Consider the following 13631-nt stretch of genomic DNA (forward strand, 5'->3'; position numbering starts at 1 on the left):
GGTGCCGCGCCTGTTTTTTCGACTATCCGGGCAAGAATTCGCCGTCCATGATCTGCTCGACCGACCAGGGACAGCGTTCCGGAAAATCTTCCAGACCGGTTTCGTTCGAGGCTGCCACGACCGCTTTTTCCCATACGAACGCGAACCACTCCGAATCGCTGAACTTGCCTTTCAAGCTGGGCGCTTCATCGAGCACCAGGGCCACGTCCTTGCGTTGCACTGCGATCGCGCGCCTCCAGCTATTGCCACGCCGCCCTGGCTGATACTGCCATTTGAGCAAATGGGCTAACAAAACAGTGAGACGACTCACCAGTTCTCGCTGTTCACTCTTACCCACGTCCTCGATCTCCTCCGCGATATGCTCGATGTCCAGAGCCGAGAGCTGCCCCGAGCGCAGCAATGCCGCTTGCTCTTTCGCCCAGAGCACGACGTCCTGTTCGTAGCGCGTTCCCATCTCATACTCCTGTCTCATCCCGGATCCCCTGCCCGGACACTCGGATATTCTATCCGCGACACTGTGACTTCTTTCGCGCATCGTCGCTCAAGTCGCATCGATTCTTCTGAATTTCGGCTTGCCACTCATGAACACTCACAACCGTGTGAACAACGAAGCCGAACCTCGAAAGCACGAAGTCACCATCACGACGGATCAAGCGTTGGATCTTTTCGGCGAGTCCGCGCCAGCTTCTATCGAACCAGCCAAACCGCCGAGACAACCCAAACCGCGCGGCGTCCTTCCCGCGCCCTTGCAACCCGAACTCGAAGCCCTCGCGAAGCGTCTTCCGGACGCGATCCATCTCGGCACATCGACGTGGTCGTTTCCCGGCTGGCGCGGCATCGTTTATGGCGATGACTACTCGAACACCAAACTCTCCCGCGACGGCCTCACCGCTTATGGCGCGCATCCGCTCCTGAAGAGCGTCTCCATCGACCGGTCGTTTTACGCGCCGCTGTCGCTCGCCGATTACGCGCGTCACGCCTCGCAAGTGCCCGCGCATTTCCGCTTCATCGTGAAAGCGCCCGCATCCGTCACCGATGCCTTCATCCGCGGCGAGCGCGGCACGCCGGACGCGGAAAATCCGGCGTTCCTGAATGCGCAGATCGCCATCGACGAGTTCGTGACGCCGTGCATCGGCGGTCTCGGCGAAAAAGCGGGCGCGCTCGTGTTCCAGCTCTCGCCGCTGCCCGACGCGATGATCGTCGAGCCGGCGCGCTTCATCGAGCGGCTGTCGGCGTTTCTGCAAGCGCTGCCGCCGCTCGAAGGCGACGCGTGCTACGCCGTCGAGATCCGCGACGCCGCGATGCTCACGCCGCGCTTTATCCGCGCATTGCGTGACGCGAACGTGCGGTATTGCATCGGCGTTCATGCGCGCATGCCGGACGTGCGCCGTCAGGCGAAAGCGCTCGCGCTGCTCGATGAAGAAAAAATGGGACCGCTCATCGTGCGCTGGAGTCTGCACAGCGGCTTCAAATACGAGCAGGCGAAAGCGAAGTACGAGCCGTTCGACAAGATCGTCGACGAAGACCTCGACACGCGCCAAGCGCTCGCCGAACTGGCCGCGCGATATGCGATCGCGGGCCAGCCGGTCGTGATCGCGGCGAACAACAAGGCGGAAGGCTCCGCGCCGCTGACCTGCTTCGAACTCGCGCGCGGCATCGCGCAGGCATGCGAGCGCGCGCGGATCGACTAGCGGCTAGACGCGCATCACGCCTTCAGGCGATGCACGAACTTCTTGCGAAACTTCGCGACCTTCGGCCCGACGACCGCCGCGCAATATCCCTGATTCGGATGCTGCGCGAAGTAGTTTTGGTGATACGCCTCGGCCGGATAGTAATCGTCGTCGAGCGGCACGACTTGCGTGACGATCTTGCCGCCGTAGACATCCTCGCGCTGCAACTCGTCGATGACTTCGAGCGCCGTCTTGCGCTGTTCGTCCGAATGCGTGAAAACGGCCGAGCGATACTGCGTGCCCACATCGTTGCCTTGTCGGTTGAGCTGCGTCGGATCGTGCGTCGCGAAGAAGATCTCGAGCACTTCGCGATACGTGATGACCGACGGATCGAACACGACCTTCACCACTTCCGCGTGACCGGTGTCGCCGCTGCAAACCTGCTCGTACGACGGATTCACCACCTTGCCGCCCGCATAGCCCGATTCGACCGACTCCACGCCCTGCACCGCGAGAAACACGGCTTCGGTGCACCAGAAACATCCGCCGCCGAGTGTCGCGGTCTCAAGTCCGGGTTGAATCATAAGGCAAGCTCCTCATCAAGTGCATGCGGCCACGCCGCGGATCATGCATATGGATGCGTCCGTCCGGTTATTCAATCGCCCGGGCGCGATGAATCGAGCTTACTGGGTTTGCGCACGCCGCGCAGAAAGCCCTCGTGCGGCAGAGAACTTGCTGCCGCAGTACGGTCATTCGACGGCCGGCGGCAGCCGATTCCGATAGAATCGACACAAATCTCCAGCTTTTACATGGCTTCTGAAAAGGTTCTTCCGACTGAAGCGCGACGCGCGGCCGGCTCGGTAGCACACGACACACTCGACCGCCCATTTGCCTGCCGATCTGCCGAATGACACGCGCCAAAACCCCGAATTTCGATCCGACCGCGTTTCGCGCCGCGCTCGGCCAGTTTGCGACCGGCGTCACGGTCATCACGACGCGCACCGAATCCGGCCAGTTGATCGGCATCACCGCGAGTTCGTTCAACTCGGTGTCGCTGAATCCGCCGCTCGTGTTGTGGAGTCTCGCGACGAAATCGGCGTCGATGCCGGTGTTCCGCGCCAATAGCCATTACGTGGTGAATGTGCTCGCGGCGTCGCAGATCGACCTGTGCAAGCGCTTCGCGACCGTCAAGGGCGACCGCTTCGCGGGCGTCTCGCACGCCGCCGGCGATACCGGCATGCCCGTGCTCGACGCCGCGCTCGCGTGGTTCGAATGCCACAATCGCAGCCGCTACGACGAAGGCGATCACGTGATCTTCGTCGGCGAAGTGGAGCGATGCGGCGTGCGCGAAGACGCAAGCGACGTCGCGCCGCTCGTCTTCCAGGCGGGCGCTTTTCACACGCTCGGACCGCTCGAATAACTTACGCCGTGTGGCCGCGCCCCGGCTGCTCGATCAGCGCGACCGGCACGCCCGCGTCGTCCTTCATCGTCTGCAACACGATGTTCGAGCGAATGTCTATCACGCCAGGCGCCTTGTAGAGCTTCGAGAGAATGAAGTCGGAGTAGTGTTTGAGGTTATGCGCAAGCACGCGCAGCACGTAATGCGTGTCGCCCGTGACGACGAACGCGCCGACCACTTCGGGCCATTCGCGCACAGCCGCGGCGAACTTCTCGTGCCAATTTTCCTGGTCATTGCGCATCGAAACGTGGACGAACGCCTCCAGTTCGATGCCAAGCCGCTCACGGTCGAGGCACGCGCGATAGCTCGCGATCACCCCTTCCTCTTCCAGCAGCCGCATTCGGCGCAGACACGCCGACGGCGAGAGCGAGATGCGCTCCGCCAGGTCCAGGTTACTGATCCGTCCATCTTCCTGCAGTACCGCCAGAATTCGGCAATCCGTTGCATCGAGCGTGAATCCGGTCATTTTTGAGTCCCCTAGCCCGTTTCATCGAATTATGTTCTAAGCGCGACAGTTTTGGGTGGTTATTTCGCAAGCACTTTTCGAGATGACACGACTATGATTTGACGCATCTCCACGCTTTCTGCTAGGGCGCGTCATGACGCTTCTGGACATTTCTCCACCGATCAATCCCGCCACGCCCGTCTGGCCGGGCGATACGCCGGTCGGCATCGAGCGCGTGTGGCGCATGGAGGCGGGCTCGCCCGTCAACGTCGCGCGGCTTACGCTTTCGCCGCACACCGGCTCTCATGCCGATGCCCCGCTTCACTACGACGAACACGGCGCGCCGATCGGCGAAGTCGCGCTCGACACGTACATCGGTGCGTGCCGCGTCGTGCACTGCATCGGCGCGTCGCCGCTCGTGACGCCCGAGCACGTCGCCGCGCATCTCGCCGACTGTCCGCCGCGCGTTTTGTTGCGCACCTACACGAACGCGCCGCTCGACGCGTGGGACAGCGCGTTCGCCGCCGTCGCGCCCGAAACCATCGACTTGCTGGCAGAAAAAGGCGTGAAGCTCATCGGCATCGATACGCCGTCGCTTGATCCGCAAGACTCGAAGACGATGGATGCCCACAAGCGCATCCGCGCGCACGGCATGGCGATTCTCGAAGGCCTTTTGCTCGATGCCGCCGCGCCCGGCGATTTTGAACTGATCGCCCTGCCGCTCAAATTCTCGACGCTCGATGCGAGTCCCGTTCGCGCCGTCCTGCGTCCGCTTTCCTGATGATCTTCAAATTTATGGACTTTTCGATGAAACATCGTGACGAAGCCGCGGCGCTCGACCGCGACGATCCGCTCGGCGCGCTGCGCGACCAGTTCGCGCTCGCCGACGGCGTGATCTATCTCGACGGCAACTCGCTCGGCGTGCCGCCCAAGGCCGCCGCCGCGCGCGCCGCCGATGTGATCGCCGCCGAATGGGGCGAAGGCCTGATCCGCAGCTGGAACACGGCCGGCTGGTTCGCGCTGCCCAAGCGCCTCGGCAACAAGCTGGCGCCGCTGATCGGCGCGGGCGAGGACGAAGTCGTCGTCACCGATACGATTTCGGCGAATCTTTTCAAGATCCTGTCGGCCGCGCTCAAGCTCGCGAACGAGCGCGATCCGAAGCGGCGCGTGATCGTCTCCGAACGTTCGAACTTTCCGACCGATCTGTACATCGCGCAGGGCTTGATCGAGCAACTGGATCGCGGCTACGAGCTGCGTCTCGTCGATGACCCTTCCGAATTGCCGACGGCCATCGACGAAAACACCGCCATCGCGATGATTACGCACGTCAACTATCGCACCGGCTACATGCACGACATGGCCGCGCTCACGCAGACGATTCATCGCGCGGGCGCGCTCGCGGTCTGGGATCTCGCGCATTCGGCGGGCGCGGTGCCGGTCGATCTGAACGGTGTGGGCGCGGATTATGCCGTTGGCTGCACGTACAAGTATTTGAACGGCGGGCCGGGTTCGCCCGCGTTCGTCTGGGTGCCGAAGCGCCATCAGAACGCGTTTTCGCAGCCGCTTTCCGGCTGGTGGGGGCACAAGAAGCCGTTCGAAATGAACCCGGTGTATCGGCCGGACGACGGCATCGGCCGTTTTCTTTGCGGCACGCAGCCGATCGTGTCCATGTCGCTCGTCGAATGCGGGCTCGATGTTTTCCTGCAAACCGACATGCAGGCTCTGCGTCGCAAATCGCTGGCGCTTTCGGACTTGTTTATCAAGCTCGTCGAGGAACGTTGCGGCGACTTTCCGCTGTCGCTCGCGACGCCGCGCGATCACGCGCAACGCGGCTCGCAGGCGAGCTTCGAGCATCCGAACGGCTATGAAGTGATGCAGGCGCTGATCGCGCGCGGCGTGATCGGCGATTATCGCGAACCGCGCATCTTGCGCTTCGGCTTCACGCCGCTCTACACACGTTTCGTCGATGTATGGGACGCCGTCGAAATCCTGCGCGACGTGCTCGCGACCGAAAGCTGGCGCGCGCCCGAGTTCGCCGAGCGCGCATCGGTGACTTGAGAGGAACGTCGACATGAGCACTACACAAGGCTGCCCTTTCGGCCACGGCGCGCAGAACGCGACGCAAGAAAAAGGCTGGCACGACGCCAAGCTCGATTTCTCCGATTCGATGAGCTACGGCGATTACCTCGGCCTCGATTCGATCCTCAACGCGCAGCATCCGCTCTCGCCGGATCACAACGAGATGCTGTTCATCGTGCAGCATCAGACGAGCGAGCTGTGGATGAAGCTCGCGCTATACGAGCTGCGCGCGGCGCTCGCGGCGGTGCATCGCGATGAATTGCCGCCCGCGTTCAAAATGCTCGCGCGCGTGTCGCGCATCTTCGAGCAGCTGGTGCAGGCGTGGAACGTCCTCGCGACGATGACGCCCTCCGAATACACCGCAATGCGCCCGTATCTCGGACAGTCGTCGGGCTTTCAGTCGCATCAATATCGGCAGATCGAGTTCATGCTCGGCAACAAGAACGAGCAGATGCTGAAGCCGCACGCGCATCGGCCGGAGATTCTCGCGCAGGTCCGCGAAACGCTCGAGGCGCCCTCTTTCTATGACGAAGTGATCCGCCTGCTCGCGCGACGCGGCTTCGCGATCGATCCGGCGCGCCTGAACCGCGACTGGACGCAGCCGACGACGCACGATCCGTCTGTCGAAGCGGCGTGGCTCGCGGTGTATCGCGATCCGTCGCAACACTGGGATTTGTACGAGATGGCCGAGGAACTCGTCGATCTCGAAGACGCGTTCCGGCAATGGCGCTTCCGGCATGTGACGACGGTGGAGCGCATCATCGGTTTCAAGGGCGGCACGGGCGGCACGGCGGGCGCGTCGTATCTGCGCAAGATGCTCGATGTCGTGCTGTTCCCGGAGCTTTGGCACGTCCGAACGGTGCTCTGAGTCGTTACGCGAGACGCGCGGCAAGCGCCTTCAGCTTCGGGCCGATCGTCTCGCGGAAATACGCTTCGCCCATCGAAGACGCCGGCCCGCTGCTCGACAGCACGAGCCAGCGTCCGTTGCGCAGATCGCGGACCGGCGCGGCGATGGCGTTCACATCGTCGTGCCACTCGCGAAACGAGTAGCAGCAGCCGTCGCGCGCGAAATCCTCGATCGAGCGGCGGGCCGCTTCGACCTTCTCTTCGCCTTCGTTCCTGCCGAGTTCCTCAAACAGAGCTTCGCGCGCCGCGTCGTCCTGCACGGCGAGATAGGCGCGGCCCATCGAACTCGTGAGCATCGACAGACGCGAGCCGGGCGCGAGGCCGAGCGTCAGCGCCGTCTCGCTGCGGATGGTTTCCAGGTAGATCATGTCGAGCCCGTCGCGGCAGCCGAGCGACACCGCCGCGCCGATCTCCCGCGCCAGCGCGCGCATGTGCGGACGCGCGAGTTCGAGCGTGTCCGCGCCCGCGAGCAGCGTGAAGCCAAGCGACAGCACGCCGGTATCGAGCGCGTATTTGCCCGCGGGTTCGTCGAAACGCAGATAGCCGAGCGTCGTCAGCGTGTAGGCGAGACGATTGACCGTCGCCTTCGGCAATCCCGTGCGGTCGACGAAATCGCGATTGCCGAGCAGCGTCTCGCCGGGACGAAACGCGCGCAGCAGGTCGAGCCCGCGAGCGAGCGCGACGACGAACTTGCGCTCGTCGACATCCTCCGACGAGATGAGGCGCCCGGAATTTCGATTGGAATCTGTCGACATCGGGTGATAGACTCGAAGCTGATTTGCAAAACATTGTTCCGCGTAGCGGAACTCACGTCAAGCGCCACGCGCTTCGGCCGATCACGCGAGCCGGTCGGCGCACGGCGCTTCACGATGAAATCAGGAGATTGCACATGGCCGACGCCGCCCGTTTCAACTGGGAAGATCCGCTCTTGCTGGATCAGCAACTGACCGAAGACGAACGCATGGTGCGCGACGCCGCGCGCGCGTACGCGCAGGACAAGCTGCAGCCGCGCGTCATGCAGGCGTTTCGCGAGGAGAAGACCGATCCGGCGATCTTCCGCGAAATGGGCGAACTGGGCCTGCTCGGACCGACGATTCCCGAACAGTACGGCGGCCCGGGCCTGAACTATGTGTGCTACGGGCTGATCGCGCGTGAAGTGGAGCGCGTGGATTCGGGTTATCGCTCGATGATGTCGGTGCAGTCATCGCTCGTGATGGTGCCGATCAACACGTTCGGCAGCAACGCGCAAAAGGAAAAGTATCTGCCGAAACTCGCGCGCGGCGAGTGGATCGGCTGCTTCGGTCTCACCGAACCGAACGCGGGTTCCGATCCGGCCAGCATGACGACGCGCGCGAAGAAAGTGCAGAACGGTTTCTCGCTGTCGGGCACGAAGATGTGGATCTCGAACTCGCCGATCGCGGACGTGTTCGTCGTCTGGGCGAAGCTGGAGGAAGACGGGCGCGACGAGATCCGCGGCTTTATCCTCGAGAAAGGCTGGAAGGGTCTGTCGGCGCCGGCGATTCACGGCAAGGTCGGCTTGCGCGCGTCGATCACCGGCGAGATCGTGATGGACGAAGTGTTCGTCCCCGAAGAGAACATGCTGCCGAACGTGCGCGGCCTCAAAGGTCCGTTCACTTGCCTCAACTCGGCGCGCTACGGCATTTCCTGGGGCGCGCTCGGCGCGGCCGAAGCGTGCTGGCACACGGCGCGACAGTACACGCTCGATCGCAAGCAATTCGGTCGGCCGCTTGCCGCGAATCAACTGATTCAGAAAAAGCTCGCCGACATGCAGACTGAAATCACGCTCGGACTGCAGGGCGTGCTGCGCCTCGGCCGCATGAAGGACGAAGGCACGGCGGCCGTCGAGATCACGTCGATCATGAAGCGCAATTCGTGCGGCAAGGCGCTCGACATCGCCCGGCTCGCGCGCGACATGCTCGGCGGCAACGGCATCTCCGATGAATTCGGTGTCGCGCGTCATCTCGTGAACCTCGAAGTGGTGAACACGTACGAAGGCACGCACGATATTCACGCGTTGATTCTCGGACGCGCCCAAACCGGAATTCAGGCGTTTTTCTAAACAAGCTTCATTCACAATTGAAAAGGGCTGGCGCATGTTGCGCCAGCCCTTTTTGTTTTCACGCGTGCATTTGCGCATCGGCGTGTGTAACTTTCGATCTACGCCTGAAACTTTTACGGGCCAGATCGTATCAATTCGAAACGATGTCGATGAAATCACGAGGCGTCGGCGGTCGCGCACGGCCCGATGCGACTGGAACGGAAACTGCGACATTCAGCGCGGCAGGGCGCACGTCTCCTCGTCAGCGATCCCATCTTTGGTTACGATTCGCGTAACCTCACTGATTGGAGCCTTTAATGTCAGAAATCAACAAGGAGCGATTCATGTCGGATATCAAATCAGTACTCGCTGACGCCGAAGATCTCTTGAAGCAAGCAGCTACTGCCACTGGCGAACGCGCCTCCGAACTGCGCGAGACCGCACTCACCCGTCTCAAGCAAGCCAAGGAAAAAGCCGCCGACGCGCAAGTCGTCGTGATCGAGCGAGGCAAGAAGGCCGCCCGCGCCACCGACGATTACGTGCACGAGCATCCGTGGGCGTCCATTGGGATCGCGGCTGGCATCGGCATGGTGATCGGACTTCTGATCAACCGGAAGTAAAGCACCCGTCTTCGATTCAATGGCCCGCAGATTGCTAATCAGCTTTCTGTCGCGGTCCCCGCTGGACTGAACCGCGAGCGCCTCGCCCGGGCGCGCGGTTCGACACTCGCACCGGCCGGCTGCCTCGAGCGCCGACCGGACCCACCAACAGCGGCACCAAACGCGCCTCTCGCATTCAAGCCATGACGACAGAACGGCCAACGCAGCAATCGTCTCCCGGACCGTTGCGACGAATTCTGAGCTCCGCCTTCGCCATCTTCGAGACGCGCCTTGAACTCATCGGCATCGAGCTTCAGGAAGAAAAGGAGCGGCTCATCGGCGTGCTTTTCCTCGGGCTCGCCGCCATGATGCTCGCGATGATGGCGCTCATCTCCCTGACGGTGCTCATCGCCATCTTCTTCTGGGACACGTATCGCTGGCAGGCGCTCGGCGGCATCACCCTTCTGTACGCGCTGATCGCGGTCGGATGCGGCCTGCGTGCGCGCAGCAATCTGCGCGATGCGCCGAACATGTTCGACGACACGCTCGCCGAATTCCGCAAGGACCGCGATACCTTCCGTTGATTCCCGCGCCCAAATCAAGCCATGAGCCAACACGACGACACCTTCAAGCCTCCCAAGCGCGGCAAGATGCAGAAGCTGCGCACGCCGCACATGCGCGCGCTGCGCAAGGAACTGCTGATCGCCCGCGCGGATGTCGAGCGCATGGAGCTGCGGCAAGCCACCTATGATCTGCGCACGTCGGTCACGCATTTCAGCGTGCTGCGCTTCCTGATGCCTGGCAGCGGCGGCTCGCGCCGCTGGGGCAAGCGCGGCCGCGGCGGCTCGGCGGGCGGCATCGGCGGCATGCTCGCTTCGCTGCTCGGCTCGGGCAATGTCGGCTTGCTGTTCAAGCAGTATCCGGTCATCGGATCGCTCGCCTCGCTCGTACTCACCAAGCCGGTGCGGACGAAGCTGTTGCACAGCGCGAAGCCGGTGCTCAAATGGGGCGGTCTCGCGCTCGCCGGATGGGAAGGCTGGCGCATCTACACGCAGATGAAGAACGCCGCGCCCGAAACCTCCAACGACGCCGTCGATCCGACCGTTTTCTGACGCCCGCATCAACTCTTCCCCGCCCAGCATGACGCCGACTGTGCCGCATCGAGCGGCGTGGTCGCGTCAGGCGGGCGATTCCAGCGCAGCCCGGTGGCGTCGATGACGAACACGCCGCAGACATCGTCCTGCATCGCGCCCGCCGCGACCGGCACGGCTTCGATCGCATAACCGCCGTTCGTCGGCGTTTCCGGCAGCACGGCCACGCTGTACACGGCCGCCCCGCTCGACGGCGCGCGATCGAGCCCGGAAGCGAGCGCGATCACCTCGCCGCTTTCCGATGTTTGCGCAAGACGCGCGGTTTCCACGAACTGAACCGCGCGCAGCAAGGCCGACGCGGCGTCGAGCCGATGCGCCTTCACCACGTGCGCCCGATACGCCGGGATCGAGAAAGTCGCGATGATCGCGGCAACGCCCAGCGCGATCATCAGTTCAAGCAGACTGAAGCCCTTTTCGTTCATATCGATCCTCAAAACGGCCTGGCGACGACGCGCCGCCAATATTGGGTGCTCACGCCATCGGCGATATCGATCCTAAGTTGCAGCCAAGCCTCGGAATCGGCATTCGCGCCGAAGCCCCGCGCGGTAATCAAATACGACGCGTTGGCCCGCGATTCGATCAGGCATTGCGGCGCGCGGCGCGCGTACGGCCACGAAGCGAACGGCGCGATCGCGGCAGCGGACGGTCCGTCGAACGAGGATTTCGCGCGCCATCGCGACGGCTCGTCCTTCGAACTCGGCGTTGGCAACGCGAGGGAAAGCATTCGGCTGCATCGGATCAACGCGCTGTCCGCGGCATGAAACGCGTGGACGCGCTCGCGCGTCGCGACGGTCGCGCGCGCCGCTACGAGCGACGTTTGCAGCCATGCGGCAGCCGTGATCAACATCATCGCGGCGAGGATCAGCACGATCGGCAACGTGCTTGCGCGTGTCAGCGAACGTCGCTTCATTGCGCGCCTCCGGACGGCGACGCCACCGAATTCCGTATCGCGACGCGCCGCCAGAAGACCTGGCGAACGCGGCCGTCCTCGACGGTTACGGGCAAGCCGTTGCAATCCACATAGTTCGCTTTCCGCTTGGCCTGTGCGATGAAACCGCGCACGACGATGCATACGTCCGCAGCATGGACATCGCGCCAGCGTTCGCGCGCGATAGCCGAAGCATCCGATGCGGACGGCGCCCCCGCGAGCCAATACATCACCCGCATTCGCTCGATGCCTTCGACGATCGGCTGCGCCTGTCTGCCGCCGCCTTCGCAGTACAACTCGGGCTCTCCGGTGGAACTGCTCGGCTTCGCGTAGAACCGGTTCGTGGCGATGGCGTCGGAGACCGCCTGGCCGAGGCAATCGGTCGGCGCCCCCGCGGTCGACGGCCAGGTCGAGACGGCGTCGGCTGAATAGCGAACCTGCAGGCCGTCCGAATGGCTTGCGAGCGATTCGCACGATGCGGTTGTATCCGCTCCAATCACGCGGCCTTGCGCGCAACCGAACATCGACGCATCGACCGGCGATTCCACGCTCGATGCGAATCCGGCCATCTGGATCTGCTGGGCGAGCATTTCCAAAGCGCTGGACGCGGCGTCGTGAATGCGCGCGGCATCGGCGGCGCGGTCGAAAGCGGCGCGCTGCCCGCGATAGAGCGACAGCGAAGCGGTCACGATCAGCATGCCGAGCGCGAGCGCAATCGTCATTTCCAGCAGCGTATGGCCGCGCGATGAGAGCAAGCGCGGAGTCATCGCGCAAACGCCACAGCGATGCACGACGTGAGCGGCTTAGCCTGCGGTTCGGGGCACGGCTCGGAGCAGTCTTGCGCGCGCCAGCTCACGGTCGCGATGCGCACGCCATCGGCGCGATCGGATATTGCCACGTCGCCCGCAGGCAGCATCGACGCCGCTCTCCCCTGCCATTGCGACACGATCGCCGCGCGGTCCGCATCGCTGCGAATGCCTTCCGCGACGGAATCTGCGATCATCGCGGCCCGTTCGTGCAGCAACGCCGCGCGTTCGCCGCGCGCGAGCGCGCTTTGCGTCGCGATGAGTCCGAGCGCGGTCACGGCCATCAGCGTAAGCGCGATCATCACCTCGATCAGCGAATCTCCACGTTGAACGTCTTTCATGCCGATGCTCCGCAGCCGCCTGAAGTCATGCGCGCCCGGCCGCCTGCCGCGAGCCGTATGCATCGACGTGACGACGGATTCGCGGCGGAATCGGCGCCGCGCGGACCGAATTCGAAGCTGCGGAATCCGCCGATCACCTGCCCCGAAGGCGGCGTGAACGAAAGCTCGGTCAATGTCCCGGCGATGGAAACCGATGTCATCGCCGGCTGCATGCGCAAAAGCGTCGAAACACCGTCGCGCTCGACGAACAAGCCCCATCCGCACGACCAGTCGGTGACACCGCTTTCGCAGCTTCGGCCCGATGCGAGGCAATGACGAGACGCATCGATCCTGCAAAGCGTGACGCGTGCACCGCGCCGCACGGCTTCCGCGCGCGCAAGCGACAGCGTGGAAAAGAGCGCGCGCGCCCGTGCATCGACTTGATCGCGCGTCTGCCACGCGACGAACGAAGGCGCGGCGAACGTCGCGAGGATCGCCATGACGGCGAGCACCACGCATAGTTCGACGAGCGTGAAACCTTGATTTGATGCGGGAATCGTCTGCATGCCTTATCGATCGAATCGAGCCGAAAAGCTCAATCTAGCGATAAGTCAGGCGCGCCGCCATTAGCCGAATGGCCGAGTGTTCGCGTTCTCCGATACCGGGCAGACTGCGCGAGCGAATGTCAGAAAACGAGGCTTGGGAAGGAAACGATGCGGAAAAGATCAGCGCTTGCGCGAACTCGACTTCTTCGGAGCGGTGCGCCGGAATTCATCGAGCACGTCTTCGAATTCGGAGACGTCTTCGAAACGCTTGTAGACGGAGGCGAAACGCACGTAAGCGATGGTATCGAGCTGTCGCAGCTCGTTCATGACGAGCTCGCCGAGACGCTCGCTCTGCACTTCGCGCTCGCCGCTGCCGAGCAACTGATACTCGATGCGCGACGCGGCGGCATCGATCGCATCGGCGGCGACCGGGCGCTTTCGCAGCGCAAGCTGCATGCTCGCGACGATCTTGCGTCGATCGAACTCGGTGCGGCTGCCGTCTTTCTTGACGACGCTCGGCAGCGCCAGTTCGACGCGTTCATACGTGGTGAAACGCTTGTCGCACGCGGGACAGCGCCGCCGCCGCCGAATGGCCGCGCCATCCTCCGACACGCGAGAATCCACGACCTGGGTATCTTCGTGTCGGCAAAATGGGCAGCGCATC

19 protein-coding genes are annotated in these 13631 nt (G+C 63.4%); 9 read left to right on the forward strand and 10 right to left on the reverse strand.

The genetic code is table 11. From position 1 onward, the window contains the following. Window positions 1–22: 22 nt before the first annotated feature. Entirely contained in the window at window positions 23–454 is a 432-nt protein-coding gene (locus tag QCE58_RS12850) for a DUF29 domain-containing protein (RefSeq protein ID WP_250521380.1), read from the reverse strand. 127 nt (window positions 455–581) lie between these two features. Between QCE58_RS12850 and QCE58_RS12855 the strand changes: the two genes are divergently transcribed. Further along, window positions 582–1691 (forward strand): DUF72 domain-containing protein, encoded by a 1110-nt coding sequence (locus QCE58_RS12855; protein WP_250521381.1) that lies wholly within the window; start codon window positions 582–584, stop codon window positions 1689–1691. Window positions 1692–1705: 14 nt separating this feature from the next. On the opposite strand, the gene msrA is transcribed toward QCE58_RS12855, so the two are convergent. Further along, complete coding sequence (msrA, locus tag QCE58_RS12860) at window positions 1706–2254, reverse strand: peptide-methionine (S)-S-oxide reductase MsrA (RefSeq protein ID WP_250521382.1); 549 nt, start codon at window positions 2252–2254, stop codon at window positions 1706–1708. Between the two features lie 323 nt (window positions 2255–2577). Here msrA and QCE58_RS12865 point away from each other — a divergent pair, with 323 nt between their 5' ends. Continuing rightward, a complete protein-coding gene (locus QCE58_RS12865) occupies window positions 2578–3090 on the forward strand; it encodes a flavin reductase family protein (RefSeq protein WP_250521383.1) in 513 nt (170 codons plus the stop codon). A 1-nt stretch (window position 3091) separates the two neighbouring features. On the opposite strand, the gene QCE58_RS12870 is transcribed toward QCE58_RS12865, so the two are convergent. After that, complete coding sequence (locus QCE58_RS12870) at window positions 3092–3595, reverse strand: Lrp/AsnC family transcriptional regulator (protein ID WP_008342772.1); 504 nt, start codon at window positions 3593–3595, stop codon at window positions 3092–3094. Between the two features lie 133 nt (window positions 3596–3728). Here QCE58_RS12870 and kynB point away from each other — a divergent pair, with 133 nt between their 5' ends. The 3 genes from kynB to kynA are packed head-to-tail and all read left to right on the forward strand — an operon-like array spanning window position 3729 to window position 6521. Further along, the gene (gene kynB, locus QCE58_RS12875) at window positions 3729–4355 is read left to right on the forward strand and encodes an arylformamidase (protein ID WP_250496986.1); all 627 of its coding nucleotides are present in this window, start codon (window positions 3729–3731) and stop codon (window positions 4353–4355) included. A 26-nt stretch (window positions 4356–4381) separates the two neighbouring features. Beyond that, window positions 4382–5632, forward strand: a complete 1251-nt coding sequence (gene kynU, locus QCE58_RS12880; RefSeq protein ID WP_250457447.1) for a kynureninase — start codon at window positions 4382–4384, stop codon at window positions 5630–5632. 13 nt (window positions 5633–5645) lie between these two features. Then, window positions 5646–6521, forward strand: a complete 876-nt coding sequence (gene kynA, locus QCE58_RS12885; protein ID WP_175980471.1) for a tryptophan 2,3-dioxygenase — start codon at window positions 5646–5648, stop codon at window positions 6519–6521. A gap of 4 nt (window positions 6522–6525) precedes the next feature. On the opposite strand, the gene QCE58_RS12890 is transcribed toward kynA, so the two are convergent. Next, the gene (locus QCE58_RS12890; RefSeq protein ID WP_008342778.1) at window positions 6526–7314 is read right to left on the reverse strand and encodes an IclR family transcriptional regulator; all 789 of its coding nucleotides are present in this window, start codon (window positions 7312–7314) and stop codon (window positions 6526–6528) included. Window positions 7315–7448: 134 nt separating this feature from the next. On the opposite strand from QCE58_RS12890, the gene QCE58_RS12895 reads away from it, so the two are divergent. From QCE58_RS12895 to QCE58_RS12910, 4 genes are all read left to right on the forward strand, one after another. Continuing rightward, the gene (locus tag QCE58_RS12895) at window positions 7449–8639 is read left to right on the forward strand and encodes an acyl-CoA dehydrogenase (protein ID WP_250521384.1); all 1191 of its coding nucleotides are present in this window, start codon (window positions 7449–7451) and stop codon (window positions 8637–8639) included. A gap of 296 nt (window positions 8640–8935) precedes the next feature. Next, entirely contained in the window at window positions 8936–9238 is a 303-nt protein-coding gene (locus QCE58_RS12900; RefSeq protein ID WP_008342781.1) for a YqjD family protein, read from the forward strand. 182 nt (window positions 9239–9420) lie between these two features. Further along, window positions 9421–9801: a phage holin family protein gene (locus tag QCE58_RS12905; RefSeq protein WP_034471543.1), complete on the forward strand. Its 381-nt coding sequence runs from the start codon at window positions 9421–9423 to the stop codon at window positions 9799–9801. 21 nt (window positions 9802–9822) lie between these two features. Further along, the gene (locus QCE58_RS12910; RefSeq protein ID WP_008342783.1) at window positions 9823–10329 is read left to right on the forward strand and encodes a DUF3318 domain-containing protein; all 507 of its coding nucleotides are present in this window, start codon (window positions 9823–9825) and stop codon (window positions 10327–10329) included. Window positions 10330–10337: 8 nt separating this feature from the next. Here QCE58_RS12910 and QCE58_RS12915 read toward each other — a convergent pair whose 3' ends face one another. The 6 genes from QCE58_RS12915 to nrdR form a co-directional block, all read right to left on the reverse strand. After that, window positions 10338–10790, reverse strand: a complete 453-nt coding sequence (locus tag QCE58_RS12915; RefSeq protein ID WP_239295115.1) for a type IV pilin protein — start codon at window positions 10788–10790, stop codon at window positions 10338–10340. Window positions 10791–10798: 8 nt separating this feature from the next. Continuing rightward, window positions 10799–11278: a pilus assembly protein gene (locus tag QCE58_RS12920; RefSeq protein WP_034471539.1), complete on the reverse strand. Its 480-nt coding sequence runs from the start codon at window positions 11276–11278 to the stop codon at window positions 10799–10801. Continuing rightward, window positions 11275–12063 carry a PilW family protein gene (locus tag QCE58_RS12925; protein ID WP_250521385.1) on the reverse strand — a complete coding sequence of 263 codons (789 nt, stop codon included), beginning with the start codon at window positions 12061–12063 and terminating at the stop codon, window positions 11275–11277. Before QCE58_RS12925 ends, QCE58_RS12920 begins: the two co-directional genes overlap by 4 nt. Then, window positions 12060–12443 carry a prepilin-type N-terminal cleavage/methylation domain-containing protein gene (locus QCE58_RS12930; protein ID WP_250521386.1) on the reverse strand — a complete coding sequence of 128 codons (384 nt, stop codon included), beginning with the start codon at window positions 12441–12443 and terminating at the stop codon, window positions 12060–12062. The genes QCE58_RS12925 and QCE58_RS12930 overlap by 4 nt, the downstream gene beginning before the upstream one ends. Next, a complete protein-coding gene (locus tag QCE58_RS12935) occupies window positions 12440–12988 on the reverse strand; it encodes a GspH/FimT family pseudopilin (protein WP_239295117.1) in 549 nt (182 codons plus the stop codon). Before QCE58_RS12935 ends, QCE58_RS12930 begins: the two co-directional genes overlap by 4 nt. A 159-nt stretch (window positions 12989–13147) precedes the next feature. After that, a complete protein-coding gene (nrdR, locus tag QCE58_RS12940; RefSeq protein ID WP_008342795.1) occupies window positions 13148–13630 on the reverse strand; it encodes a transcriptional regulator NrdR in 483 nt (160 codons plus the stop codon). Window position 13631: the final 1 nt, after the last annotated feature.

This window comes from Caballeronia sp. LZ028 (genome assembly GCF_031451415.1).
GTDB classification, from domain to species: Bacteria; Pseudomonadota; Gammaproteobacteria; order Burkholderiales; family Burkholderiaceae; genus Caballeronia; species Caballeronia zhejiangensis.

What these genes read in the sequence shown, in the direction of transcription:
- QCE58_RS12850 (WP_250521380.1), bottom strand. Translation starts at nt 454, where the DNA reads ATGGGAACGCGCTACGAACAGGACGTCGTGCTCTGGGCGAAAGAGCAA.
- QCE58_RS12855 (WP_250521381.1), top strand. Translation starts at nt 582, where the DNA reads ATGAACACTCACAACCGTGTGAACAACGAAGCCGAACCTCGAAAGCAC.
- msrA (WP_250521382.1), bottom strand. Translation starts at nt 2,254, where the DNA reads ATGATTCAACCCGGACTTGAGACCGCGACACTCGGCGGCGGATGTTTC.
- QCE58_RS12865 (WP_250521383.1), top strand. Translation starts at nt 2,578, where the DNA reads ATGACACGCGCCAAAACCCCGAATTTCGATCCGACCGCGTTTCGCGCC.
- QCE58_RS12870 (WP_008342772.1), bottom strand. Translation starts at nt 3,595, where the DNA reads ATGACCGGATTCACGCTCGATGCAACGGATTGCCGAATTCTGGCGGTA.
- kynB (WP_250496986.1), top strand. Translation starts at nt 3,729, where the DNA reads ATGACGCTTCTGGACATTTCTCCACCGATCAATCCCGCCACGCCCGTC.
- kynU (WP_250457447.1), top strand. Translation starts at nt 4,382, where the DNA reads ATGAAACATCGTGACGAAGCCGCGGCGCTCGACCGCGACGATCCGCTC.
- kynA (WP_175980471.1), top strand. Translation starts at nt 5,646, where the DNA reads ATGAGCACTACACAAGGCTGCCCTTTCGGCCACGGCGCGCAGAACGCG.
- QCE58_RS12890 (WP_008342778.1), bottom strand. Translation starts at nt 7,314, where the DNA reads ATGTCGACAGATTCCAATCGAAATTCCGGGCGCCTCATCTCGTCGGAG.
- QCE58_RS12895 (WP_250521384.1), top strand. Translation starts at nt 7,449, where the DNA reads ATGGCCGACGCCGCCCGTTTCAACTGGGAAGATCCGCTCTTGCTGGAT.
- QCE58_RS12900 (WP_008342781.1), top strand. Translation starts at nt 8,936, where the DNA reads ATGTCAGAAATCAACAAGGAGCGATTCATGTCGGATATCAAATCAGTA.
- QCE58_RS12905 (WP_034471543.1), top strand. Translation starts at nt 9,421, where the DNA reads ATGACGACAGAACGGCCAACGCAGCAATCGTCTCCCGGACCGTTGCGA.
- QCE58_RS12910 (WP_008342783.1), top strand. Translation starts at nt 9,823, where the DNA reads ATGAGCCAACACGACGACACCTTCAAGCCTCCCAAGCGCGGCAAGATG.
- QCE58_RS12915 (WP_239295115.1), bottom strand. Translation starts at nt 10,790, where the DNA reads ATGAACGAAAAGGGCTTCAGTCTGCTTGAACTGATGATCGCGCTGGGC.
- QCE58_RS12920 (WP_034471539.1), bottom strand. Translation starts at nt 11,278, where the DNA reads ATGAAGCGACGTTCGCTGACACGCGCAAGCACGTTGCCGATCGTGCTG.
- QCE58_RS12925 (WP_250521385.1), bottom strand. Translation starts at nt 12,063, where the DNA reads ATGACTCCGCGCTTGCTCTCATCGCGCGGCCATACGCTGCTGGAAATG.
- QCE58_RS12930 (WP_250521386.1), bottom strand. Translation starts at nt 12,443, where the DNA reads ATGAAAGACGTTCAACGTGGAGATTCGCTGATCGAGGTGATGATCGCG.
- QCE58_RS12935 (WP_239295117.1), bottom strand. Translation starts at nt 12,988, where the DNA reads ATGCAGACGATTCCCGCATCAAATCAAGGTTTCACGCTCGTCGAACTA.
- nrdR (WP_008342795.1), bottom strand. Translation starts at nt 13,630, where the DNA reads ATGCGCTGCCCATTTTGCCGACACGAAGATACCCAGGTCGTGGATTCT.